The organism is Phaeovulum vinaykumarii (assembly GCF_900156695.1).
Lineage (GTDB): Bacteria > Pseudomonadota > Alphaproteobacteria > Rhodobacterales > Rhodobacteraceae > Bieblia_A > Bieblia_A vinaykumarii.
Window position 1 is genome coordinate 1 of sequence record NZ_FTOM01000001.1, and the last position, 23,559, is coordinate 23,559.

Annotated in this window: 25 protein-coding genes, 1 tRNA gene and 4 pseudogenes; 9 read left to right on the plus strand and 21 right to left on the minus strand. The window is 67.5% G+C overall.

Annotated elements, in window-relative coordinates:
* Positions 1–282: 282 nt before the first annotated feature.
* Positions 283–2,385, minus strand: coding sequence for a GumC family protein (locus tag BW949_RS00005; protein ID WP_076362903.1), 2,103 nt, complete (start codon positions 2,383–2,385; stop codon positions 283–285).
* A 484-nt stretch (positions 2,386–2,869) separates the two neighbouring features.
* On the opposite strand from BW949_RS00005, the gene BW949_RS00010 reads away from it, so the two are divergent.
* Positions 2,870–3,388, plus strand: a complete 519-nt coding sequence (locus BW949_RS00010) for a type I restriction-modification system subunit M N-terminal domain-containing protein (RefSeq protein ID WP_083947489.1) — start codon at positions 2,870–2,872, stop codon at positions 3,386–3,388.
* Here BW949_RS00010 and BW949_RS00015 read toward each other — a convergent pair.
* Complete coding sequence (locus BW949_RS00015; protein ID WP_076362904.1) at positions 3,313–3,699, minus strand: type IV secretory system conjugative DNA transfer family protein; 387 nt, start codon at positions 3,697–3,699, stop codon at positions 3,313–3,315. The two genes, BW949_RS00010 and BW949_RS00015, sit on opposite strands and share 76 nt — an antisense overlap.
* 86 nt (positions 3,700–3,785) lie before the next feature.
* Between BW949_RS00015 and BW949_RS17520 the strand changes: the two genes are divergently transcribed.
* Positions 3,786–3,920 (plus strand): hypothetical protein, encoded by a 135-nt coding sequence (locus BW949_RS17520; RefSeq protein WP_268875778.1) that lies wholly within the window; start codon positions 3,786–3,788, stop codon positions 3,918–3,920.
* Here the strand turns inward: BW949_RS17520 and BW949_RS00020 are convergent.
* The 3 genes from BW949_RS00020 to BW949_RS00030 are packed head-to-tail and all read right to left on the minus strand — an operon-like array spanning position 3,917 to position 5,923.
* Complete coding sequence (locus BW949_RS00020) at positions 3,917–4,348, minus strand: YqaA family protein (protein ID WP_076362905.1); 432 nt, start codon at positions 4,346–4,348, stop codon at positions 3,917–3,919. The genes BW949_RS17520 and BW949_RS00020 overlap by 4 nt on opposite strands.
* Positions 4,349–4,351: 3 nt before the next feature.
* Positions 4,352–5,659 (minus strand): MFS transporter, encoded by a 1,308-nt coding sequence (locus tag BW949_RS00025; RefSeq protein WP_076362906.1) that lies wholly within the window; start codon positions 5,657–5,659, stop codon positions 4,352–4,354.
* 6 nt (positions 5,660–5,665) lie between these two features.
* Positions 5,666–5,923, minus strand: a complete 258-nt coding sequence (locus tag BW949_RS00030) for a metal-sensing transcriptional repressor (protein WP_076362907.1) — start codon at positions 5,921–5,923, stop codon at positions 5,666–5,668.
* Positions 5,924–5,999: 76 nt separating this feature from the next.
* On the opposite strand from BW949_RS00030, the gene BW949_RS00035 reads away from it, so the two are divergent.
* Positions 6,000–6,365 (plus strand): hypothetical protein, encoded by a 366-nt coding sequence (locus BW949_RS00035; protein ID WP_143538934.1) that lies wholly within the window; start codon positions 6,000–6,002, stop codon positions 6,363–6,365.
* 115 nt (positions 6,366–6,480) lie between these two features.
* Positions 6,481–6,798: pseudogene (locus tag BW949_RS00040) on the plus strand (HupE/UreJ family protein); the annotation flags it as partial.
* Here the strand turns inward: BW949_RS00040 and BW949_RS17270 are convergent.
* From BW949_RS17270 to iscR, 15 genes and pseudogenes are all read right to left on the minus strand, one after another.
* Positions 6,786–6,987, minus strand: a pseudogene (locus BW949_RS17270) (hypothetical protein); the annotation flags it as partial. The pseudogenes BW949_RS00040 and BW949_RS17270 overlap by 13 nt on opposite strands.
* Before the next feature lie 6 nt (positions 6,988–6,993).
* Positions 6,994–7,230 carry a VirB3 family type IV secretion system protein gene (locus tag BW949_RS00050; protein ID WP_076362909.1) on the minus strand — a complete coding sequence of 79 codons (237 nt, stop codon included), beginning with the start codon at positions 7,228–7,230 and terminating at the stop codon, positions 6,994–6,996.
* Positions 7,227–7,669, minus strand: a pseudogene (locus BW949_RS00055) (ATPase, T2SS/T4P/T4SS family); the annotation flags it as partial. The pseudogene BW949_RS00055 and the gene BW949_RS00050, both read right to left, overlap by 4 nt.
* A 40-nt stretch (positions 7,670–7,709) precedes the next feature.
* Positions 7,710–7,805: pseudogene (locus BW949_RS00060) on the minus strand (antirestriction protein ArdC); the annotation flags it as partial.
* Between the two features lie 444 nt (positions 7,806–8,249).
* Positions 8,250–8,326: transfer RNA gene (locus BW949_RS00065), tRNA-Arg, on the minus strand.
* A 64-nt stretch (positions 8,327–8,390) separates the two neighbouring features.
* A complete protein-coding gene (locus tag BW949_RS00070) occupies positions 8,391–9,611 on the minus strand; it encodes a cysteine desulfurase (protein ID WP_076362910.1) in 1,221 nt (406 codons plus the stop codon).
* Between the two features lie 25 nt (positions 9,612–9,636).
* Entirely contained in the window at positions 9,637–10,221 is a 585-nt protein-coding gene (locus tag BW949_RS00075) for a YIP1 family protein (protein ID WP_076362911.1), read from the minus strand.
* Positions 10,212–10,748 carry a YIP1 family protein gene (locus BW949_RS00080; RefSeq protein WP_235816168.1) on the minus strand — a complete coding sequence of 179 codons (537 nt, stop codon included), beginning with the start codon at positions 10,746–10,748 and terminating at the stop codon, positions 10,212–10,214. The genes BW949_RS00075 and BW949_RS00080 overlap by 10 nt, the downstream gene beginning before the upstream one ends.
* A complete protein-coding gene (locus tag BW949_RS00085) occupies positions 10,741–12,039 on the minus strand; it encodes a SufB/SufD family protein (protein WP_076362912.1) in 1,299 nt (432 codons plus the stop codon). Before BW949_RS00085 ends, BW949_RS00080 begins: the two co-directional genes overlap by 8 nt.
* The gene (sufC, locus tag BW949_RS00090) at positions 12,039–12,794 is read right to left on the minus strand and encodes a Fe-S cluster assembly ATPase SufC (protein WP_076362913.1); all 756 of its coding nucleotides are present in this window, start codon (positions 12,792–12,794) and stop codon (positions 12,039–12,041) included. The genes BW949_RS00085 and sufC overlap by 1 nt, the downstream gene beginning before the upstream one ends.
* 5 nt (positions 12,795–12,799) lie before the next feature.
* Entirely contained in the window at positions 12,800–13,117 is a 318-nt protein-coding gene (locus BW949_RS00095) for a heavy metal-binding domain-containing protein (protein ID WP_076362914.1), read from the minus strand.
* 46 nt (positions 13,118–13,163) lie between these two features.
* The gene (locus BW949_RS00100) at positions 13,164–13,685 is read right to left on the minus strand and encodes a hypothetical protein (protein ID WP_076362915.1); all 522 of its coding nucleotides are present in this window, start codon (positions 13,683–13,685) and stop codon (positions 13,164–13,166) included.
* A 90-nt stretch (positions 13,686–13,775) separates the two neighbouring features.
* Complete coding sequence (sufB, locus tag BW949_RS00105; RefSeq protein WP_076362916.1) at positions 13,776–15,281, minus strand: Fe-S cluster assembly protein SufB; 1,506 nt, start codon at positions 15,279–15,281, stop codon at positions 13,776–13,778.
* Positions 15,282–15,357: 76 nt separating this feature from the next.
* Entirely contained in the window at positions 15,358–16,404 is a 1,047-nt protein-coding gene (locus tag BW949_RS00110) for a cysteine desulfurase family protein (RefSeq protein WP_076362917.1), read from the minus strand.
* Positions 16,401–16,859: a Fe-S cluster assembly transcriptional regulator IscR gene (iscR, locus tag BW949_RS00115; RefSeq protein ID WP_076362918.1), complete on the minus strand. Its 459-nt coding sequence runs from the start codon at positions 16,857–16,859 to the stop codon at positions 16,401–16,403. Before iscR ends, BW949_RS00110 begins: the two co-directional genes overlap by 4 nt.
* A 202-nt stretch (positions 16,860–17,061) precedes the next feature.
* Here iscR and BW949_RS00120 point away from each other — a divergent pair, with 202 nt between their 5' ends.
* The 3 genes from BW949_RS00120 to BW949_RS00130 all read left to right on the plus strand — a co-directional run bounded on the left by BW949_RS00120 (position 17,062) and on the right by BW949_RS00130 (position 18,670).
* Positions 17,062–17,721 carry an alpha/beta hydrolase gene (locus BW949_RS00120; protein ID WP_076362919.1) on the plus strand — a complete coding sequence of 220 codons (660 nt, stop codon included), beginning with the start codon at positions 17,062–17,064 and terminating at the stop codon, positions 17,719–17,721.
* Positions 17,721–17,984, plus strand: a complete 264-nt coding sequence (locus BW949_RS00125) for a hypothetical protein (RefSeq protein ID WP_076362920.1) — start codon at positions 17,721–17,723, stop codon at positions 17,982–17,984. The genes BW949_RS00120 and BW949_RS00125 overlap by 1 nt, the downstream gene beginning before the upstream one ends.
* Before the next feature lie 125 nt (positions 17,985–18,109).
* Positions 18,110–18,670, plus strand: coding sequence for an HD domain-containing protein (locus tag BW949_RS00130; protein ID WP_076363641.1), 561 nt, complete (start codon positions 18,110–18,112; stop codon positions 18,668–18,670).
* A 101-nt stretch (positions 18,671–18,771) separates the two neighbouring features.
* Here the strand turns inward: BW949_RS00130 and tgt are convergent, their stop codons facing one another.
* Positions 18,772–19,905 carry a tRNA guanosine(34) transglycosylase Tgt gene (gene tgt, locus BW949_RS00135; RefSeq protein ID WP_076362921.1) on the minus strand — a complete coding sequence of 378 codons (1,134 nt, stop codon included), beginning with the start codon at positions 19,903–19,905 and terminating at the stop codon, positions 18,772–18,774.
* 289 nt (positions 19,906–20,194) lie between these two features.
* Here tgt and trkA point away from each other — a divergent pair, with 289 nt between their 5' ends.
* Both trkA and BW949_RS00150 read left to right on the plus strand, forming a co-directional pair.
* Positions 20,195–21,571, plus strand: a complete 1,377-nt coding sequence (gene trkA / locus BW949_RS00140) for a Trk system potassium transporter TrkA (protein ID WP_076362922.1) — start codon at positions 20,195–20,197, stop codon at positions 21,569–21,571.
* Positions 21,572–21,920: 349 nt separating this feature from the next.
* Entirely contained in the window at positions 21,921–23,441 is a 1,521-nt protein-coding gene (locus tag BW949_RS00150; protein WP_076362924.1) for a TrkH family potassium uptake protein, read from the plus strand.
* Positions 23,442–23,559 lie beyond the last annotated feature (118 nt).

Sequence of the window (23,559 nt, forward strand, 5' to 3'; positions counted from 1 at the left end):
CGCCCACAGAACGCCCAAGCCCCGACAAAACCCCCAAAACATCCCCAAAACCAACGCAAATCCCCCTCAGGCGTCGGAATGATACTCTAACGCGCCCTGGCCCGAACCTTGGCCCCTGTTACGCGAGCGCGCCCGCGACGACGAGACCGACGGCAGCGCCCGAGGGCCGCTTTTCCACCATATGTTGCAGCCGCGCCCCACGAGAACCGCCATAAGGGACCACGGGCGGGACATCGGGCGCGCGCCGGCGGAAACCGCAGCCCCTGGGCCGGCGGGGGGGCGTCAGGAGGTGGGCCCATAGGCCTCGTAGGCGCCGTAGGTGCCATATCCGCCATAGCGGCGCTGCGCCGACATGTCGATCTGCGACAGCACCAGCCCCGTCAGCGGAAGGTTGACCGCCCGAAAGAGCGCAAGCGCCTCGTCAAGCTGATGCCGCGTGGTCTTTTCCCAGCGCACCACCAACAGCACCGCATCCGCCACGCGCGCAATGATGCGCGCATCGGGCGCCATCAGCACCGGCGGCGCATCAATGATCACGAAATCATAGCGCTCGCGCATCGCGGCGACGAAACCGGCAAAGGCCTCCGAGGCGAAGAAATCGGCCGGGTTGATATCGGGCTGTTCGCCCACCAGGACATCGGCCCCCAACTGCGGGTCGCGCGCCACAGCCGCGTCGAAATCCATCTCGCGCGCGAGCACCTTGACGAGCGTGCCGGGCGCCTGCGTGGCAAGATATTGGGACAGCACACAACGGCGGATATCGCCTTCGATCAGCAGCACCTTCTTGCCCAGCCGCGCCAGGTTATGCGTCATGGCAACCGAATTCGTCGTCTTGCCCTCGCCCATCAGCGCCGAGGTGTACAAGATGACCTTGGGCGGATTGTCGAGATTGGACAGCAGGATGGAGGTGCGCAGATTGTTCACCGACTCGGCCATCGGCGGGGCGGGCCGCGCGGTCAGATAGCCCGGCAGATCACCGCGCGCATTGACCGGCAACAGCGGGATCTGGCCCAGAACGGTTGCGCCGGCATGCGCCTCGAGCGCGGCCGCGGTGCGAAAGCCCGTGAAGAGCGCCTCGCGCACCAGCACGATCGCGGCGCCGCCCATCAGGCCCAGGACCGTCATCAGCGCCAGAACCAGCCCCTTGCGCGGTTCCGACGCCACCTCGGGCACGACCGCATGCGACAGGATACGGCTGTCGGCCTGCTGGAAGCCCTTCTGCGCCGTCGTCTCCTTGAGCCGCGAGAGGAAATATTCATAGAGCAGCCGGTTGGCCTCGGCCTCGCGTTCAAGCTGTTCCAGCGCGATCAGGTCATTGCCGTCGCGCGCGGTCTCGGCCTGCAATTCGTCGGCGCGCGTCTCGAGGGCGGCGACCTGGGCGCTCTGGCGTTCGGCATCGGTGCGCGCCCGCGCCAGAAGCTGGTCATACCGGCGCGCAAAGGCTGACCCGGCATCGGTCCCGTCCACGGCCAGCGCGGCCAGGCGGGGATCATCGGCCGCGGCGATCTTCTGGGCCAGGCTCTGCGCCGCCGCCAGCCGGTCGGCCTTGGCCCGCAGGACCGCCGCCAAGTCGCGGGCCGCGTCGATCCGGTCGCGGATTTCCTTGAGCTGGACCTCGCGCGCGGCCAGGGTCTCGGCCGAGATCAGCTGCGTGCGCGCGTTGAAGGCCTTGACCTTGGCTTCCGCCGCCTCAAGCTCGGACTTGAGCTCGCTGACCCGCGTCGTCAGCCAGCTGGTGGCCTGTTCGGTGGCCTCGAATTTCACCTCGATCTGGCTTTGCACGTAAAGTTCGATGATCGTGTCGGCGATCCGCGCCGCCTTGAGCGGATCCTCGGATTCGAAGGTCACCTGGAAGACATAGCTCGACGGGACCGAGCCCACCTGCGCATTCTGCAAGACCGCGGTGATCACGTTATCCCGCGTCCGGTCGATGCCTTCGGGCGGCGCGCGCCCCAGAAGGCGCTTGAGCGCGCCGATCGTCGCCCCCTTGAACGTGTCGATCATCGAGACCGGGCGCAATTCGGCGTTGAATTCCGGGTCGGCGGTCAGATCCAGCTCATCCACCACCCGCCCCATAAGCCCGCGCGAACGCAGCACCTCCAGCTCGGTGTTGATCTCGCTGGAATCGCCGCTCAAACCACTGATGACGCTCTCGAAATCGACGACATTCTCCTGGCGCGTCTCCAGCATCCCGACCGCGGTCGCGCGATAGACCGGCGTGGCAAGCGCGTAGATATAGATCAGACCGCCCAGCACCGCGACGGCAAGGGTCAGCGCGATGATGCGCCAGCCTGCGCGAAGCGACGACAGCATGGCCAGAACGTCGATGGTATCTTCCGAAGGGACCGAGGGCCCGGAAAGAAGCGGAGAGGCGTTCTGCGTCATGTGAGAAAGGACCGTGCCTGTAAAAATGCGTGGTGATCAAGGCGCATGGCGAAAGCCCGCCGCAGGGGAAGGCTAAGCCGAGATCACAAGGCATAGCAAGCGCGGCGGGATGTCCTCGTGCCGAATTGATGCCCGCGCAGGCCCACCGGCGCCCCCACCGCAATCAGCGCCGCAATCAGCGCCGCATCCGCAGGCAGGAACAAAACGCTTCCCCCCCCCGGAACGCAGCCCGGAACGCCCCCTGCCCCGCCGCGATCGACACGGCCGGCAACGGGCACACGCAGGCCGCACGGGAACCTTGCACGAATGGGGGGGATCTGGCGCACCCGACAGGTTGTTCATCGCCCGTCACATGCGTCGCCTCATCGTGGCTGGGGAGGGCGACGATCCCCATGCCGTGAAGGGAAGAAGAACCTCGGCCGCGGAAAGGCAACACATCTATCTTCCAAGCCATTGACAGGCCGGGGAATCGAACGGAGCGGGAATGGTCGGGGCAGACATCGGGAAACGGCTTTGGGCGGCGGCGGATCAGACCTGGGCGAACACGGGGTTGAAGCCAAGCCAGTTCTCCACTCCCGTGCCGGGTCTGATCTTCCTGCGCCATGCAGAGAAGCGGTTCGCGGAGGCCGAAACCCGCATCGGCCCGGTGGGATCGGGCAACCGCCGCACGATCAGCAAGGCCGACTACGACGTCGAAGGGGTCATCTTCCTGCGACCTGAGGCTCGGTTCAGCCACCTGCAGCGCCTGACCGAGAGCGACGACATCGGCAAGGCGATCAACGAGGCCATGAAGGCCATCGAGGAGGACAACCCCGACCTCTCCGGCGCTCTGCCGCAGACCTACACCGACCTCGGCAACGAGGTGGCGGTGGAGCTGCTGCGCCTCCTCGCCCCCATCGACCTGTCGGGGGACGCCTTCGGCAAGGTCTACGAGTATTTCTGCACCAGCAGGCGTAGCCACCGCCCGAAGGCGTGCAGCCGGTCGGCAGGCAGGCACAAATAGATCGTGACCTTGCTCGTTTTCAGCTCCTCGAAGCTGAAACCCGAGGCCGAGAGGTTTTCGCGCAGGCGGGCGCTGTCGAGGAAATGCGTTTCCGCCTGAGCCGAGGCCATGACGTTGGAAAGCAGCTTTTCACCCCGTTGCAGGAAGCGCGCGCCCGTGCTGGCCACGACATGGTGCGGGCTTTCCAGCAGGCGCTCGAAGAGCATTTTCAGGTTATCGCCGTCGAGCAGCAACAGATCGCGAACGCGCGGCAGATGCCGTTGACCGGCTTCCCGTTCGTCCGTCGCGACATAGAGGATGACGTCCTGCAACAGCCCCTTGGCTTCTTCCGCCCAGAACCGGTCACCGTGGCTGCCGCATGATCAGCGCATCGGCCAGCAGCATGGCGTTTTCGGTGATGTCCGCATCCTCCGTTGCGGGCCTGTCCGTTCTGACGCTGGTTGCGGTGGTTCGGTTGCGGCTGGGCATGGTCGCAGTGCTGGGCGGCGCGGCGCTTCTGGGCGTTGCGCAGCGTCTGGCGGGGCGTGCCTAAGCGGCGAGGTCGAGTGCAACCGCCACCAGCACGAGATAGCGCCCGGCCTTGGCCAATGTCACGATGACAAGGAAGCGCCAGAGCGGCTCGCGCAGGACACCGGCCACCAAGGTCAGCGGGTCGCCGATGATTGGCACCCAGGACGCCAGCAGGCTCCAATGGCCCCAACGGTGATACCAAAGCGTGGCGCGTTCCAGCTGCCGGGGGGAGGCCGGGAACCAGCGCCGACCCTCGAAGCGCACGATGCCCCGGCCGAGCGTCCAGTTCACCAGCGATCCCAGCACGTTGCCGGTGGTGGCGACGGTCAGCAGCAGCCAGACAGGATGGCCACCGGCCAACACCATGGCGACCAGAACCGCCTCGGATTGCGCGGGCAGCAGCGTGGCCGCCAGCAGCGCGGCGGAGAACAGGCCTAACAGGGCAAGCATGGATCAGGGGCGCAGCGGCCAGTGACGGTGCAGGTCGTCGATCACCAGCGTGTGGCTGTGCTCGGGCCCATGCTCGCGCAGATGCGGGTGATCGGGCGGCAGGTTGTCATGGCGATGCGGCAAGGCCTCGGGCTCCTGCGCCGGCCAGAGGCGCCAGCCCAGCAACAGCCCCAGCGCCGCGAGGGCCGCCATGATGAGGAAGGTCGCCGTCAGCCCGAACCCCGCGCCGAAGCGGCCCGCCAGCGGATAGGCGATCAGCCAGCACGCATGGCTCAACGCGAATTGCGCGGCGAAGAGGGCGGGACGATCCTCGGGCCGGGCCGAGCGGCGCAGAAGGCGACCGGAGGGCGTCAGCACCAGCGAATAGCCGAAGCCGATCACCAGCCAAAGCGCCATCAGTGCCCAGAGGTTCCCCAGCAGCGCGCCAGCCAGCGTGCCCAGCGTCAGGATCGCGGCGCCCAGCATCATCGGCGGGCGGTCCGGCATCCGCTCCAGCACCCGTGGCAGGATCAGCGCCGCCACCATCGAGCCGCCGCCAAAGGCCGCCAGCGCCAGCGCCACCTCGGTCTCGCCCAGTCCGAAGCGGGCCTTCACCAGCACCACGGTGTTGACGATCACCATCGCCCCCGCCGCCGCGACCGAGAGGTTCAGCGCCAGAAGCCCGCGCAGCCGGGGTGTTGCAAGGTAGATCCGCATCCCGCGCGTCGTCCGGTCCCAGATCCCGCGCGGGGCCGAGGGTTGCGGCGAAGGCAGGCTCACGCTGACCACCAGCGCCGCCGAGGCGACAAAGCCGATCACCGTGCCTGAGAACAGCACCGGGAAGCTGACCACGGTCAGCAGCGCCGCCGCCAGCATCGGCGAGAGCAGGCTTTCGAGGTCATAGGCGAGGCGCGAGAGGGACAGGGCGCGGGTATACTCGGCCTCGTCGGGCAGGACATCCGGGATCGTCGCCTGGAACGTGGGCGTGAACCCGGCCGAGGCCGCCTGCAGCAGAAAGATCAGAATGTAGACCTGCCAGACCTCGGTGACGAAGGGCAGCGCCAGCGCCACGACGGCCCGGATCAGGTCGAGCGACACCAGCATCGCCCGGCGCGGGACCCGATCGGCAAAGGCCGAAGCGACAGGCGCCAGCGCGACATAGGCCACCATCTTGATCGCCAGCGCCGTGCCAAGCACCAGCCCGGCATCCTCACCGGCGATCCGCCAGGCGAGCAGCCCCAGTGCCACGGTGGCAAGCCCGGTCCCCACCAGCGCGATCACCTGCGCGGCGAAGAGGTGGCGATAGGTGCGGTTGCGCAGGATGCCCGGCATGATGCCTCAGAGGTAGCGGGTGATGGCCTTCAGTTCGTCGCGGTCGTAGTCAGCATGACCCGACAGGCAATGGTCGACATGATCGTGGATCAGCGCCTGCTTGGCATTGCGGATCGCACTCTCGACCGCCTGCAATTGCTGCGCGACCTCGGGGCAAGGACGCCCGGCCTCGATCATCTCGATCACCGTGCGCAGATGGCCGTCGGCGCGCTTCAGCCGAGCGATAACCTGGGGGTGACTTGCATGCACATGGGGTTTCGTCATAGGGGAGAGCTAACCTCCCCGGGGGGATAGTGCAAGCCACCCTGAGTGAGGACGGAACCGAGGCAATATGAGCGGTATGAGCACAGCGAACAGGATTATGCACGGCGCCCGCCAGAGCGCCACCGTGCTCGCCTGTCTGCGCCTGATCCTCTGGAGCCTCGTTCCTGCCGCAAGCCATGTGCCCGATGTCTCGCTGGTTCTGGCCGAACATGCGGAGATGGTCGAGAAACACGGTCATTCCCACGGCTTGGAAGACGACCTCGCCTGGGCGCTGCGCGGCCACCATAGTCATGACGCCGCCGACCATGACCACAGCCAGGCGGTGCTGCTGCCTATGCCAAATGCCACGCCCTGGACGCAGCATTCCACGCGGGCCCCGGTCGTCCGCCACACGCGCTGGACACCACCGGTTCATCTGTTGGAGCGGCCTCCACGGGTGTGAGGGCTTCCGCTCACACCCTTTGCAGAGACCTATCCAATGGACATCAATCATGAAAACCGCATTCGCGGCGGCAGGCGTCTATCGCACCCCCCTCGCCGTCGCAGCCCTGTGCCTGATGGCCGGTGCCGCCGCCGCTCGCAATGTGACGGAAGGTGACGCAGGCTATATTCAGGAAATCTGGGGCGTTCACATCATCCCCTTCCTCTACCTCGGCGCCAAGCACATGGTGACGGGCCATGACCACATCCTGTTCCTCCTGGGTGTGGTGTTCTTTCTCTACAAGATGAAAGACGTGGGGGCTTTACGTCAGCCTCTTCGCCATCGGCCATTCGACCACGATGCTTCTGGGCGTCTGGTATGGCTGGGGGATCAACGCCTATGTCATCGACGCGATCATCGGCCTGTCGGTGGTCTCTACAAGGCGCTCGACAACCGTCCCGCCACCGCGACCAGTTCGGCCGCGACGGCGCTGTCGAGATCGGAACCCCGAAACTTCGCCGTCCTCTGGAACGAGCCGTCCTTGTTGAGGACCACACCCTCCCCGACCAGCGCCACCCAGGGCAGGTAGTCCGCGAGGCGCGAGGCGCGAGGCGGTGCGGCGGTATTCTGCGAGATTCATCATGGGGGTTCACACCGAGAGATGACCGGGAATGCGCAGATGGCGGCGGGCGACCTCGACGAAGTGCGGATCGCGCCTGGCCGCCCAGACGGCAGCGATGTGGCCAACGGCCCAGATCAGGATCCCGACCAGCCAGAGCTGAAGTCCGAGGCCGACCGCCCCCGCGAGTGTGCCATTCAGAATGACGACCGCGCGTGGGGCTCCACCGAGGAGGATCGGCTCGGTCAGCGCGCGGTGACGGATCATTCGGGATCTCCTTGTTCGTGAGGGATGGCGGGGTCTGAAACGACAGGTGAAATCCGGTAGTCGCCGTCCGGCCCGAGGCCCTCAACGCAGGCAAGTTCGGCCAGACGACGCGCGGACCCTCGACCGGCCAGGACGGCCACGAGATCGATGGTCTCCGCGATCATGGCCGGGGCACGGTAACGACGGCTTCCTGGATGAGCCGTTCGAGACGACGCAGTGCGCCGCTCCCGGAACCGGCATGGATGGTGCCGATGCCGCCGGGATGGCCTGTGCCCCAGGCTTTGAGCAGGTCCAGCGCCTCGGCGCCACGCACCTCACCGATGGGAATACGATCGGGGCGCAGACGCAGCGAGGATCGCACCAGATCGGACAGGCTTGCCACTCCGTCCTTGGTGCGCATCGCCACGAGGTTCGGCGCGGCGCATTGCAGCTCTCGGGTGCGCCGTCGTCGTCCCCCAGGGCTGAACCCAGGGCAGCCCGCCGTCCTCCAGCTCGGCGATGATCTTGTCGGTGATGTCGTCATAAAGGTTCGTGCGCGGACCGCTCTTGCCGGCTGCGCGATGCTCTCTGGTCATCGGGATGATCTCCGCGACGGGCGCCGGAGGCCCCTCCTCCAGCCCTCAACCCGTCACGGAAAACCCGCCCGCACTCTCACTCTCAGGGGGCGTTGCGGGGCCTCCCCGCAGAAGGGGTGTGTCGGCAACGCCAGTGCCGACCAGAGGGAAGGCTTCCCCCATATCTGGCCTCGTTACGTGCGCGGAGCCTCACAAGGGTAGCCTATGGCTGACGTCTTCCTGCAGCTTTCAGTCGAAGATCACACGATGCGCTGGAGGCGTGCAGCCCGGCATCGCGAACGCGCTGGTGGCCAAGGGATTCATCGGAGGTCGAGACGAAGCAGGATCAGACCCAAGATATTGTTATAGCAAGATAAATGAGCCTCTTTGCTGACGTGGATTCGCCGCGCAAGCAACATCTCTCAAAAAGAGAGAATTTATAATATTTTTATTTTCATGAGAAAATGGCGCACCCGACAGGATTCGAACCTGTGGCCTCCGCCTTCGGAGGGCGGCGCTCTATCCAGCTGAGCTACGGGTGCCTGCGACGTTCTATAACCGCCCCCGCGGCGGGCCGCAATGGGGGCAAGGGCCGGTGTGGCGGCCTCAGCCGAAAAATTCGTGGCAGAGTTCCAGCGCCGAAACCAGCGCGTCGACCTCCTCGCGGGTGTTGTACATCGCAAAAGACGCCCGCGCGGTGGCGCTGAGGCCAAGGCTCTGCATCAGCGGCATGGCGCAATGGCTGCCCGCGCGCACCGCGACGCCGCGCTTGTCGAGCACGGTCGAGATGTCATGCGGATGCGCGCCGCCGGCCATGGTGAACGAGAAGATCGCGCCCTTGTCCGGCGCCTGCCCCTGCACGTTCAGCCAGTTGAGCCCGGCCAGCCGCTGGCTGGCGTAGTCGCGCAGCATCGCCTCGTGGGCGGCCACGTTCTCCATGCCCAGCCCCATCAGGTATTCCAGCGCGACCCCCAGCCCGATCTGCTGCACGATGCCGGGCGTGCCGGCCTCGAAACGCAGGGGCGGCGCGGCATAGGTGACGCCCTCGCAGGTCACTTCGCGGATCATGTCGCCGCCGCCCAGGAAGGGGCGCATCTCGGCCTGACGCTCGGGACGGATGTAGATCGCCCCCGACCCCGAGGGGCCATAGAGCTTGTGCCCGGTGATGGCGTAGAAATCGCAGCCGATCTCCTCGACGTTGACGGGGCCATGAACCGCGCCCTGCGAGCCATCGACCAGAACCGGCACGCCGCGGGCGCGGGCGGCGGCGCAGATGCTCTGGACATCGACGCGGGTGCCCAGCACGTTCGACATCTGGGTGATGGCGATCAGCTTCGTGCGCGGGCCGATCGCGTCGATCACGCGTTGCGGGTCAAGGCTGCCGTCGGCCTCGAGCCCGACCCATTTCAGCACCACCCCCTGACGTTCGCGCAGGAAATGCCAGGGCACGATATTGGCGTGATGCTCCATGATCGACAGGATGATCTCGTCGCCGGCCTCGAGCCGCGGTGCCGCCCAGGAATAGGAGACGAGGTTGATCGCCTCGGTCGAGCCGCTGGCAAAGACGATGCTGTCTTCCTGCGCCGCGCCCAGAAAGCGCGCAACCGTGCCGCGCACGGCCTCGTATTTCTCGGTGGCCAGGTTCGACAGATAATGCAGGCCCCGGTGAACATTGGCATATTCCAGGCTGTAGGCCTTGGTCACCGCGTCGATCACGCAGCGCGGCTTCTGCGCCGAGGCCCCGTTGTCGAGATAGACCAGCGGCTTTCCATGCACCTCGCGCGCGAGGATCGGGAAATCGGAACGGACGGCGGCGACATCGAGCATGGCGGACCCTTTCGCGGGAACGGCGTCAGTGCGAGGCAAACCCCAACAGCGCCAGAAGGAAGCTGAGCACCACGGCGACCGCCATCAGCGTGCCGAGGGTGCCCACGAAGACAAGCGCCACGCTGGGAAAGTCGTGCAGTTCGGCGGTGAAATGCGACAGGAGCCAGAAGAACAGCACGAAACCCGCAAGCCCCAGCATCTCGGCAAAGAGCGGAAAGAGCGGCATCAGCGCGACCTGAAGCACCTGAAGGCCCAGAAGCACCGTCTCGAGCCAGACCGTCAGCACCAGCGCGCCGAAAAAGCCGCCCGTCCCCCCGAAGAGACGCCCGACATGGGTCATGCCCAGTGCGGTGACAAGAACCCCCAGCGCCTGCACGATGACCATCAGCAGCGGCGAGCCGGTCAGCACCGACCAGGGCGTCTGCACCGGCGCGGGGAACATCACATTGGCCAGATAGCCCAGGATGGCCGAACAGGCGATGACCGCGCCCATCGCGGTCAGCACCGCATCGTAGCTCAGATCCAGGCGCAGCACGCGCGCGGCGGCCGCGCGCGGCCGCATCACGCTCTCGCGCCCCAGATCCAGAAGCTCGGACAGCTTCAGCTCCATGCTTTCTCCTCGAAGCCCGCAACCCTCAGACAGGCGATCCACAGCGCGACAAAACCCAGCCCCAGCGCCACATCGACCCCGGTCAGAACCCCACCCGGCCCGATCATGCCCGCCACGAGACCGCGCAGCAGCATGAACGGGCTGATGGCCAGAAGGCTCCAGAACAGCGCCATGCGGCAGGCCCAGCCCGGCCCGCGACCGCCAAGGATCCGCACCACCAGCCGCGAGACCCCCGCCACCACATAGGCAAGAAGAGGCAAGATGAAAAGCGACGCCATCAGCGCGCCGGTCAGACGCGCATCCAGCGGCACGCTGGGGTCAAGGTGGGCCGCGCGCGCATGCATCGGCCATTGCCCGACAAAGAGAATGGTGCAGGCCGCGATCAGCGTGGCGATCGCGCGATCCTCGCGCTGGCCCTCGGCCAGGACCGCGCGCATGACCACGCGCGGCCGGCGCCAGCTGGCCACGATCTTGGGCACGATGCCGCGCATCTGCCGCCCGCGCGGGGCGTTTTCCACCTCAGCCATGGTGGCGCGCCAGCCAGCCTTCCAGCCGGTCGGTCACCTCGATGCGCAGCGCCTCATCCTCGATCTCCTCGACCGCATCGGCCATGAAGGACAGCACCAGCATCGAGATCGCGCGATCCTTCGGCACCCCGCGCGAGCGCAGGTAGAACAGCGCGGTCTCGTCGATGGCGCCCGTGGTCGAGCCATGCGAGCATTTCACGTCATCGGCATAGATTTCCAGCTCGGGCTTGGCCAGGAACTGGCTGGCGTCGTCAAGCAAAAGCGCCTGGCTGATCTGATAGCCGTCGGTCTTCTGCGCGCCGGGTTTGACCAGGATCTTGCCCTGAAAGACGCCGGAGGCGCCGTGCTTGAGCACCTTCTTGAACACCTGACGGCTTTCGCAGCGCTCGGCGCCATGGGTGATGAACACGGTGTCGTCATGCAGGAAGTCGCCGTCGTTGCCGTCGCCCAGCGCCGCCCCCGCGACATGCACCACGGCCTCGTCGCCGACGATATCCAGCACGCATTCGTTGCGCGTGAAGGCGCCATTGGCCGAGAGGGTGAAGCTCTTGAACGCCGCCTTCTCGCCCACGCGGGCAAAGCAATGCGTCACGCCGCGCACCGAATGATCGCGCCCCTGAAGGCGGACGTGGTGGAAGGCGCCCTCGACGGCCACGTCCACCTCCATCACGGTGTTGAAGCGCGCGCCTGCGGGACCGGATTCCAGAACCGTCACCTCGGCCCCGGCATCGACCTTGACGCAGTGATGCAAGAACACGTCCGAGGTTTCCGAGCGGTGGCGATAGACCAGGTGGATGGGCTTCTCGGCCTTGTCGGTGACATGGATCAGCAGGCCGTCGCCGGCCACGGCGGTATTCAGCGCCGCCAGCGGGCGCGGCACCGGGCTCTGGCCCGCGGCCTCGCGCTGGCCATAAAGCCCCTGCGCCCAGTGCAGATCGGCCTGATCGGCCTCGGCCAGCCGCGCCACGGTGACACCCGCGGCTTCGGGGCGGTCCGAGGCCTCGGCATCGAAGACACCATCGGTAAAGACCAGCGTCACCCGATCCATGCCGTCAAACGCCAACGTCTCGTCGCGCGTGTCATAAAGCAGCGCGGGCGGGGGCTCGGGGGCGATCAGGCTGGCGGGGTCGGAAAAGCGCCAGTATTCGTCACGCCGCTGCGGCAGCCCCATTTCCTGGAGCCGTTCGAGCGCGGCAGCGCGGGCGGGGCGGGAGAAGCCGCCTTCGGGCCGGGCCGGCAGACGCGCCAGCCGTGCCGAAAGCGCCTCGGCGGCTTTCGGGGTCGCGGCCATCACTCGACCTCCGCCAGCAGATCGGCATAGCCGTTCTTCTCGACCTCGAGCGCCAGCTCGGGCCCGCCCGTCTGGATGATGCGGCCCTTGGCCATGATATGCACCACATCGGGTTTGATATGGTCCAGAAGCCGCTGGTAGTGGGTGATGACCAGGAACGACCGCTTGCCGTCGCGCAGCGCGTTGACGCCATCCGAGACCAGCTTCATCGCGTCCACGTCAAGCCCCGAATCGGTCTCGTCGAGGATGCACATCTTGGGCTCCAGCATCGCCATCTGAAGGATCTCGTTGCGCTTCTTCTCGCCGCCCGAGAAGCCCACGTTGACCGGCCGCTTGAGCATCTCGGCGTCGATCTTGAGGGTCTTGGCCTTCTCGCGCACGACCTTGAGGAAGTCGCCGGCGGACAGTTCCTCCTCGCCGCGGGCCTTGCGCTGGGCGTTCACCGCGGTGCGCAGGAAGGTCATGTTGCCCACGCCGGGGATCTCGACCGGATACTGGAACGCCAGGAACAGGCCCGCCGCGGCGCGCTCCTCGGGGTCCATCGTCAGCAGATCCTGCCCCTCGAGCAGCGCCTCGCCCGCCGTCACCTCATAGCCGTCGCGGCCCGCCAGCACATAGGAGGTGGTGGATTTCCCCGACCCGTTGGGCCCCATGATCGCATGGACCTCGCCCGGGCCAACGGTCAGGTTGACACCCTTCAGGATGACCTTCTCGTCTTCTTCCAGCTTGACGTGCAGGTTCTTGATCTCAAGCATGTTTCTCAATCCTCGGAAAGGGTGACGGCGGTGCCCGAGGCGGACACCATCAGCATGTTGTTGATGACTTCGTAATCCAGATCGACGCCAACGACGGCGCTGCCGCCCAGGGCCAGCGCGCGCGTCTCCATCTCGTCGAGCGCGATCTGGCGCGCGCGGGCCAGCTCGGCCTCATAGGCGCCGGCGCGCCCGCCCACGACGTCGCGGATGGCGCCAAACAGATCCTTGAAGATGTTGGCGCCCAGGATGGCCTCGCCGGTGACGATGCCGTGATAGGCGGTGATCCGGCGCCCCTCGACGCCGGGGGTGGTGGTCACGATCATGACCGATCCTCCGGGTTCGGGCCCGGACGGGTCGCGCCGCGGGCGATCAGAAGGAGAGGCTGCGCCCCAGCAGGACCGCCGTGCGCGGCGCGGTGGTGGCGCGGGCCTGCGCCACCCAGTCGGGCGACAAAAGCTGCGCCATGGGCGCGGGCCACAGATGCGCGGCATTGTGCGAAAGCGCCTGTGCGCCCAGCGCCGCCACGACCGCCAGCACCAGTTGCAAGCGGTGCGACACGCCCGAGACCAGCGCCAGCGCCAGCGCGACCAGCACGCCCGCCAGCGGATCGACGATCGCCGGATCCGCCGTGATCTCGACGGGCAGGCGCAGCTTCACCGCCAGCGCCAGGACCAGCCCCGCAACGCCCAGAACGGGCGCCACCAGCGTGCGCAAAATGCCCGGCCAGGCCCGCGGCCGCTGCGCGGCCTTGATCGCGGCGATGCGCCGGTCGACCTGCGCCTGCGTCATCTTCATCTCGGCCTCGCCCACATGCAGCCGGAACTGGCCGCGCGGCGGACGCGCCGCTTCGATACGCCGGAGGCGCTCGGAAAAATCCGTCTGAGAATTCATCCCCAACCCACACGCAAGCGTGAACCCGGCCCCCACAGACCAGCGCAATGCGGCCGGAACGGGGCCGGATCGGGGCGCCGGCGGGGCAGATCATCCGACCGACCCCTCGAGGCTGATCGCCACCAGGCTCTGGGCCTCGAGCGCGAATTCCATCGGCAGCGCCTGAAGCACCTCGCGGCAGAAGCCGTTGACCACCAGCGCGACCGCCTCTTCCTCGCCCACGCCGCGGGCGCGGCAATAGAACAGCTGGTCGTCATCGACCTTCGAGGTGGTGGCCTCGTGCTCGACCCGGCTCGAGGTGTTCTTGACCTCGATGTAGGGCACGGTATGCGCGCCGCATTTGTCGCCGATCAGCAGGCTGTCGCATTGCGTGTAATTGCGCGAATTTTCCGCCCGCGGGTGCATGGAAACCAGCCCGCGATAGGTGTTCTGCGCCTTGCCCGCCGAGATCCCCTTGGACACGATGCGCGAGCGCGTGTTCTTGCCCAGATGCACCATCTTGGTGCCGGTGTCGGCCTGCTGGGCGTTGTTGGCGATGGCGATCGAATAGAATTCGCCCTGCGAATGATCGCCGCGCAGGATGCACGAGGGGTATTTCCAGGTGATCGCCGAGCCGGTCTCGACCTGCGTCCACATCACCTTGGCGCGGTCGCCGCGGCAATCGGCGCGCTTGGTGACGAAGTTGTAGATGCCGCCGCGGCCTTCCTCGTCGCCCGGATACCAGTTCTGGACGGTGGAATATTTCACCTCGGCATCTTCCAGCACGACGATTTCCACCACCGCGGCATGCAGCTGGTGGGTGTCGCGCTTGGGCGCGGTGCAGCCCTCCAGGTAGCTGACATAGGCGCCCTTGTCGGCAATGATCAGCGTGCGCTCGAACTGGCCGGTGTTCTCGGCGTTGATGCGGAAATAGGTCGACAGCTCCATCGGGCAGCGCGTGCCCGGCGGGATGTAGACGAAGGAGCCATCCGAGAAGACCGCCGAATTCAGCGTGGCAAAGTAATTGTCGGTCTGGGGCACGACGCTGCCCAGATATTTCCGCACCAATTCGGGGTGTTCGCGCACCGCTTCCGAGATCGAGCAGAAGATGACCCCGGCCTTCTTCAGCTCTTCCTTGAAGGTGGTGCCCACCGAAACCGAATCGAAGACCGCATCGACGGCGACGCGGCGGGCATCGGCGGCCACGCCTTCCTCGACCCCGGCCAGGATCATCTGTTCCTTGAGCGGGATGCCCAGCTTTTCATAGGTGGCCAGCAGCTTGGGGTCGACCTCGTCCAGGCTCTTGGGCTTTTCCAGCATGCTCTTGGGCTGGGCGTAGTAATACTGGTCCTGATAGTCGATCTCGGGATAATCCAGCATCGCCCAGCGCGGTTCGGTCATCTCGACCCAGCGGCGATAGGCGGCCAGGCGCCATTCGAGCATCCATTCGGGCTCGTCGTTCTTGCGCGAGATCAGGCGAACGATATCCTCGTTGATCCCCTTGGGCGCATATTCGGTCTCGATCTCGGTATCCCAGCCGTATTTGTAGGATCCCATGTTCTGGACGGTCTCGACCGTTTCGCGGTCCACGCCCTCGCGGATTTCCAGATCGCTCATCTTCCGTCCTTCATCTGCTTGCGGGGCCCCCGCCCCGGCGTTCATTTCCCCGAAAGCTCAAGCACATAACGTGCCATCACCCTCCAATACGTTCCCGGTGGCGCCGGCAGGCGGCGATCCAGGTCTCGGCGAACCGCTCCACCGTCTCGCGCCCGATCCCCGGCCCGAGCGAGATCCGCAGCGCGCAATCGGGCGCCTCGATCCCCATCGCATCCAGAACCCGGCTGGCCCGCAGCTTGCCCGAGGAGCAGGCCGAGCCCGCCGAAACGGCAAACCCCGCCAGATCCATGCGCATCACCTGCGTCTCGCCCTTCCAGCCGGGGGCCACGATGCAGGTGGTGTTGGGAAGCCGCTTCGCGCCTCTTCCCGCATACATAACAGTTTCGGTCGAGAATTCCAGAGCATTTTCTAGAATGCCTCTAAGTTCCGCCACCTCGTCCCAGACACCCGCGTCCAGGTCGGCCTGCGCGGCCCGTGCCGCTGCCGCCATCCCCGCGATGCCGATCAGGTTTTCGGTGCCCGCGCGGCGCCCCATCTCCTGTCCGCCGCCCTTGAGCAGCGCCGCCACCTCGAGCCCCTCGCGCAGGACCAGCGCGCCCACCCCCTTGGGGCCGCCGAACTTGTGTGCCGACAGGATGCCCGCATCCACCCCCAGCCAGTCAAAGCCGAATCCGATCTTGCCGAAAGCCTGCGTCAGGTCGGTGACCGCAAGGCCCCGCGGCAGATCCTGAAGCACGCCGGTCTCGGAATTGGCCATCTGCAACGCGGCGCGGGTCGGATCAGGCACCGTGACCCGGCCCAGATCGTCGCAGGCCAGATAGGGCGTGCACCAGGCCAGAACCGCGTCATGCTCGACGGGCGAGCAGACAAGCCCCCGCCCCCCGCAGGCCAGCGCCGCGGCCTCCGTCGCGCCCGAGGTGAAGACGATCTGCGCCGGGCTCGTGCCCAGCGTCTGCGCCAGATCGGCGCGGGCGCGCTCGATCAGCCCCCTGGCCGCGCGCCCCTCGGCATGGACCGAGGACGGGTTGCCCACCACATCCATCGCCGCGATCATCGCCGCGCGCGCTTCCGCCCGCAGGGGCGTCGTTGCGTTCCAGTCCAGATAGACCCGCTCTGCCGTCACGCATCCACCACCGAAAACAGCGACGGCACCGCCGGACAGGGCTTGAGCGCATTGCCCACCACATCCTGAAGCGTCGTCTGATGCAGGAAGACATAGACCTGTGCCGACAGGCTTTGCCACAGCCGGTTGGTCAGCGATTGCGCGCGCGAGCCCGAGACGCCCCCCGTCGCACCGGCGCCCACATGCAGCGCGCTCACGGTCTCGTCCACGGCCTCGAAGATCTCCGAGACGCGGATGTCGGCGGGATCGCGCGCCAGCTTGTAGCCGCCCCCCGGACCGCGGACCGACGTCACCAGCCCGGCCCGGCGCATGCGCACGAACAGCTGTTCCAGATAGGGCAGCGAGATGTCCTGACGGCGCGAGATCTCGGCCAGCGAGGTCAACGTTCCCGCCGGCACCGTCGCCAGGTCCACCAAGGCCACCATCGCGTATCGACCCCGCGTCGAAAGTTTCATCACCTACTCCTCGCGGGGGCTGCGCCCCGCCTCTTTGGCGTTACTGAGCATTGACGTTACACGGAAGGCCGCTTAACTCAACTGCACCCGAAGACGCGGCAAATGCCGCCTTTTCGACCAGTTTCGAGAGCCAAGAACCCGATCCCGTAGCGCCGAACAGATGAATCGGGCCATGGGGAGGGACGATCAACAGGCGAGGCCCATGCCCGAAGTCATCTTCCCCGGCCCCGAAGGACGCCTCGAGGGGCGTTATCACCCCCAGTCCCAGCCCGACGCACCGATCGCGATCATCCTGCATCCCGACCCTCAATATGGCGGCACGATGAACAATCGCGTCGTCTATAACCTGCATTATGCCTTCCACAACATGGGATTCACCGTGCTGCGGTTCAATTTCCGCGGCGTGGGGCGCAGCCAGGGCGAATACGATCAGGGCGTGGGCGAGCTGAGCGACGCGGCCTCGGCGCTGGATTACCTTCAGGCGATGAACCCCAATTCCAAGCATTGCTGGGTGGCGGGTTTCAGCTTTGGCGCCTGGATCGGCATGCAATTGCTGATGCGCCGCCCCGAGATCACCGGCTTCGTGTCGGTGGCCCCACCCGCCAACATGTATGATTTCTCGTTCCTGGCGCCCTGCCCGTCCTCGGGGTTGATCATCAACGGCACCGCCGACCGCGTGGCCCCGCCCAAGGACACCCAGGCGCTGGTCTCCAAGCTGCGCGACCAGAAGGGGATCACCATCACCCACCACGAGGTCGAGGGCGCGGACCATTTCTTCCGCGACGACGAACAGCACATGAAGCCGATGATCGAGACCGTTCAGGGCTATGTTCGCCGGCGGCTGACCGAAGGCTCGCGCTGATGGCGCTGATCGAGGATCTGGCCGACCAGCTTGCCGCCGACACGATGACGGCGATGCGCGAGATGGGCGACGACCAGCTCTACATGCAGGTGTCCAAGGTGCTGGGGGCGTCCTCGCAGACGTTGCAGGAGGCCTTCCTGACCTCGATCCGCATCCGCCAGGCCGAGGTGCGCGCGCGCCAGTTCCTCGAACAGACCATCGCCGCCGCACGATCCGGCGCAGCGCCCCCCGAGGCGCCCCGCCCCGCCGAGGACGGACATTGAGCGGCCCCGACCCGGAGCCGACCCCGACTGCGACGACGACGGGCGGGGCGGCGGCGCTGGCCCAGGCCACGCCCGGCTTTCCCGCCCCCGATCCGCACACCCCCCAGGATGCGCTTTCGGCGCGCATGGCCTTTCTGGCCGAGGCCGACCGGCTCAAGACCGTCCTGCGCGCCTCGCTGCTCAGCGACGGGTCGCGGCGCGAGAATTCGGGCGAACATTCCTGGCATGTCGCGCTCTATGCGCTGGTGCTGGCCGATCATGCCGGCCCCGAGGTGGACATCGACCGGGTGATCCGCATGTTGCTGATCCACGATCTGGTCGAGATCGACGCGGGCGACCATCCGATCCACGGCCACAACCATGACGCCGCCGCGCAGGAATTGGCCGAACGCGCTGCGGCGACGCGCCTTTTCGGGATGCTGCCGCCGGCGCAAGGCGCGGCGCTGCGCGCGCTCTGGGATGAATTCGAGGCCGCCGAGACCCCTTCGGCGCAATTTGCCAAATCGCTCGACCGGGTGCAGCCGGTGGTCCAGAACCTGGTCGTCGACGGCGGCCCGTGGGAGCGGTTCGGGGTGACCTGGGACAAGCTCGCGCAGCGCGTGGGCCGGCCCATCGCGCGCGGCGCGCCCGCGCTCTGGGATTGGGTCGCGCCGCGGGTGCGGGCCTGGTTCGACCGCAACGGCTGATCCGCCGGCCCCTGCCCCGACGCGCGCCCCAAGAGCCGCGCCCCGAAAGCACCACCCCAAATCCCCCCGGCCCGGACGCGCCCCCAACCGGGGGCACCCGGTCACAGCGGCGGGATATCCCCTGGCGCGCGCATCGCGTGGAAATCGGCCACGAAACTGTCCAGCGTCCCGGCCGCGATCGCGCCCCGCAGCCCCGCCATCAGCTCCTGATAATAATGCAGGTTGTGCCAGGTCAGCAGCATCGACGAGATGATCTCGCCGGCGCGGAAGACATGGTGCAGATAGGCCCGGCTGTAGCCGCGGCAGGCCGGGCAGGTGCAGGCCTCGTCCAGCGGACGCGGATCCTCGGCGTGGCGCGCGTTCTTGATGTTGACGACGCCGTGGCGGGTGAAGGCCTGCCCCGTCCGCCCCGAGCGCGAGGGCAGCACGCAATCCATCATGTCGACGCCGCGCTGGACCGCGCCCACGATGTCGTCGGGCTTGCCCACCCCCATCAGATAGCGCGGCCGGTCCGCGGGCAGAAGCCCCGGCGCATAGTCCAGCACCTCGAACATGGCCGCCTGCCCCTCGCCCACGGCCAGCCCTCCGATGGCATAGCCGTCAAAGCCGATCTCGCGCAGCGTCTCGGCGCTTTGCGCGCGCAGATCGGGGAAGGTGGACCCTTGCATGATCCCGAACAGCGCATGCCCCGGACGGTCGCCGAAGGCGTCGCGCGACCGCCGCGCCCAGCGCATCGACAATTCCATCGAAGCCTGCGCCTGCTCGCGGGTCGCGGGATAGGGCGTGCATTCGTCGAAGGCCATCACGATATCCGAACCCAGAAGCCGCTGGATCTCCATCGAGCGTTCGGGGCTGAGCATGTGGCGGCTGCCGTCGATATGCGAGGCAAAGCGCACGCCCTCCTCGGTCATCTTGCGCAGGCCGGTCAGGCTCATCACCTGAAAGCCCCCCGAATCGGTCAGGATCGGGCCGGACCAGTTCATGAAGCGGTGCAGCCCGCCCAGCGCGGCGACACGTTCGGCGGTGGGGCGCAGCATCAGGTGATAGGTGTTGCCCAGCAAGATGTCGGCGCCCGTGGCCGCCACGCTTTCGGGCAGCATCGCCTTGACGGTGGCGGCGGTGCCCACGGGCATGAAGGCCGGCGTGCGGATCGGCCCGCGGGGGGTGTGGATCGTGCCGGTGCGGGCCGCGCCGCAGGTGGCGGCCAGGTCGAAACGGAAGGCGGGGTCGGACATCGGGGGCTCCTGAAACTGTCCTTCCGATAGGGCCAATGGCGCCGAAAGCCAAGCCTTGCGGGCCATCCCGTGACGGGCGCGCGCGCCCATGCCGACCTGCCCCCCGCCCCGGCACGGGGCCGCCGACGCGCCCCGCAAGGGCGGCGCGCACGGACCTTCGGCAAACCGGCCCTTCTTGCGCGCCCCCCCAAGGGACGGCTAGAAAGGTCGCAAACCGCCCGACAAGGCCCCCGAGGGAGAGCAGGACAATGCGCGCGACCCCCCGCCCGTCAACGCCCGGAGCCATGGCATGAAGGTCATCATCTGCGGGGCGGGCCAGGTCGGCTGGCAGATCGCCCGCCATCTTTCGGGTGAACGCAACGACGTGACGGTCGTCGATTCCAACGCCGAGCTGGTGCGCCGGGCCACCGACACGCTGGATGTGCAGGGGGTGGCGGGCTTTGCCTCGTATCCGGCGGTGCTGGACCGCGCCGGGGCGCGCGATTGCGACCTGATCATCGCCGCGACCCATTCCGACGAGGTCAACATGGTCACCTGCCAGGTGGCCCATTCGATCTTCGGCATCACCCGCAAGATTGCCCGCCTGCGCGCGCAGGAATACATGGAGCCGGTCTATACCGACCTCTATCGCCGCGACCACCTGCCCATCGACGTCGTGATCAGCCCCGAACGCGAGGTGGCCGAGGCCGCGCTCCAGCGTCTGGCCGCCCCCGCCGCCTTCGACACCGAGAGCTTCCTGGGCGGGCAGGCCCAGCTTCTGGGGATCGCGCTGTCGGACGAATGCCCGGTGCTGAACACGCCGCTGCGCCAGCTGACCGACCTGTTCTCGACGCTGCGCGCCATCGTCGTGGGCGTGCGCCGCGAGGGGCGGCTCTTTGCGCCCGAGCCGGGCGATCAGCTTTTCGGCGGCGACCAGATCTATGTCTTCGCCCATCTTCAGGACGTGGGCCGCACCCTCGAGATCTTCGGCAAGACCGCGCTCAAGCAGGAACGCGTGGTGATCGTGGGCGGCGGCAATGTCGGGCTGGCGGTGGCCCGCGCGCTCGAGGCGCGCACCGAGCGCGTGCGCACCAAGATCATCGAGAAATCCCGCGAACAGGCCGAACGTGCCGCCGATGCGCTGGAACGGACCATCGTGCTCAACGGCGACGGGCTGTCGGCCGAACTGCTGGAAGAAGCCGATATCGAACGCGCCGATGCGGTGCTGGCGGTCACCGACGACGACAAGACCAACATCCTGGTCGGCGTGCGCGCCAAGCAGGCGGGCTGCCCGATGGCGGTGGTTCTGGTCAACGACAATTCCATGGTGCAGATGCTGGGGGCGCTGGACATCGACGCCTATATCAACCCGCGCGCCACCACCGTCAGCTCGATCCTGCGCCACATCCGCCACGGCCGCGTGCGCGCGATCTATTCGATCGGTGACGCCGAGGCCGAGGTGATCGAAGCCCAGGTCATGTCCACCTCGCCCATCACCGGGCGGGCCATCCGCGACATCGCCTTCCCCGAGGGCGTGCTGGTCGGCGCGATCATGAAGGGCGGGCAGGTCATCACCCCCTCGGGCGACACCCGCATCGAGGAAGGCGACGTGATCGCGCTGTTTGCGCTGTCGGCCGATATCCCCGAGGTCGAGCGCCTGTTGCAGGTGTCGATCGACTTCTTCTGATGCGCGGGGCCGTCGCCATAGCCCGTCGCCGGACGCGCGTCACCAGGCCGACCCGCAGCGCGGCCCCTGCGCGCGGCGCCGCGTTCCTTTGCACGGCCCGGCCGGGCCAGAGCTGGGCGGGTCCGTCACGCGTCGATGGGACGCCTCCCCGCCCGACGCCTCCCCACCCACTGTATCCCGGAGCGCTTCACCCAGCTCTGGCGCATCCGGTTCCGGCGCATCCGGCTCTGGCGCATCCGGTTCTGGCGCATCCGGTTCCGGCGCATCCGGTTCCGGCGCCGTATCATCCCGCCCAACCCGGCGCGCCCTGCGGGGCGCAGGCCCTGCCCCAGCCCCGCGGAGAGACGTCATGGAGGCCCTGAGCCGCATCCCGCTCTTCGTGATCCTGATGGGGCTGGGCACGGCCGCCATGTTCGTGCCCGCCGCCCATGCCCTGACCCAGGACGCGCATGCGATCGCCCGGCCGTTCTTCTATGCCGGTATCCTGTTTTCGGTGCTGACCACGCTGATCGGGCTGGCCACGGCCTCGGGGCGGATCGGGCATTCGGCGCGCGGACAGCTGATGACGCTTCTGGCCACCTTCACCGCGCTGCCGCTGATGCTGGCCGTGCCCTTCAGCGAGGCGCTGCCCGACACCGGCCTCTACAACGCCTGGTGGGAGATGGTCTCGGCGCTGACCACCACCGGCGCCACGCTCTATCCGCCCGAACGGCTGGCGCCGACGCTGCATCTGTGGCGCGCGCTGGTGGGCTGGATGGGGGGGTTCTTCGTGCTGGTCACGGCGCTGGCGGTGCTGGCACCGATGCGGCTGGGCGGCTTCGAGGTCTTCGTGTCCGGGGGGGCGACGGGCGCCGCGCTCGAGGTGACACGCCCGCGCGCGCCGCGCCATGCGCCACCCTCCGAACGCATCCTGCGCTATGGCATGACGCTGTTTCCCGCCTATGCGGGGCTGACCTTCGCGCTGTGGGTGGCGCTGCTGATCGCGGGCGATCCATCGCTGGTGGCGCTGTGTCATGCGATGGCGACGCTCTCGACCTCGGGGATCTCGCCCATCGCCGGGCCCGCCGAGGCGCCTTCGGGCGTGATCGGCGAGGGGCTGATCTTCGTCATGCTGCTGCCCGCCTTCTCGCGCCGGTTCTGGCCCGGCGGGATCGAGTTCCGGGCCTCGGACCGGCTGGTCAAGGATCCCGAGATCCAGCTGGCGCTGGGGCTGATCCTGATCGTGCCGCTGGTGTTCTTCTTCCGTCACTGGCTGGGCGCGCTCGAGGTCGCACAGGGCGTCGATCTGCACATGGCGGTGACCTCGCTCTGGGGGGGGATGTTCACGGTGGCCTCGTTCCTGGCCTCGGCGGGGTTCGAAAGCTCGGGCTGGATCGAGGCGCGCGACTGGTCGGGGCTGGCCGCACCGGGGCTGATCCTGGCGGGGCTGGCGATCACGGGGGGCGGCATCGCCACCACCGCGGGCGGGGTGAAGCTGCTGCGGGTCTACACGCTGGTGCGCCACGGCGAGCGCGAGCTGGAACGGCTGGTCCACCCCTCCTCGGTGGCCGGCGGCGGCCCCATCGCCCGGCGGCTGCGCCGGCAGGGCGCCTATATCTCGTGGATCTTCTTCATGCTCTTTGCCATGTCGATCGCGGTGGCGACGATGGGGGTGTCGTTCTCGGGGCTGGGGTTCGAACATTCGGTGCTGCTGTCGATCGCGGCGCTGTCGAACACCGGGCCGCTGGCCGGCATCTCGGGGCTGGCGCCACTGCCCTGGTGGGAACTGGGCGGCGACGCCAAGGCGATCCTGGCGGGCGCGATGGTGCTGGGCCGGCTCGAGACGCTGGCGATCATCGCGCTGTTCAACCCCGAACTCTGGCGCCCCTGAGCACAGGCGCCCCCCCTCGCGCGGGAAATCCCGCGCTATGGCCACAAGGCAACGCCCCGCAACCGCACGAAATCAGGGCTGGAAAACCCCGCGACTTCGGGCATACTCGGGCCAAGCG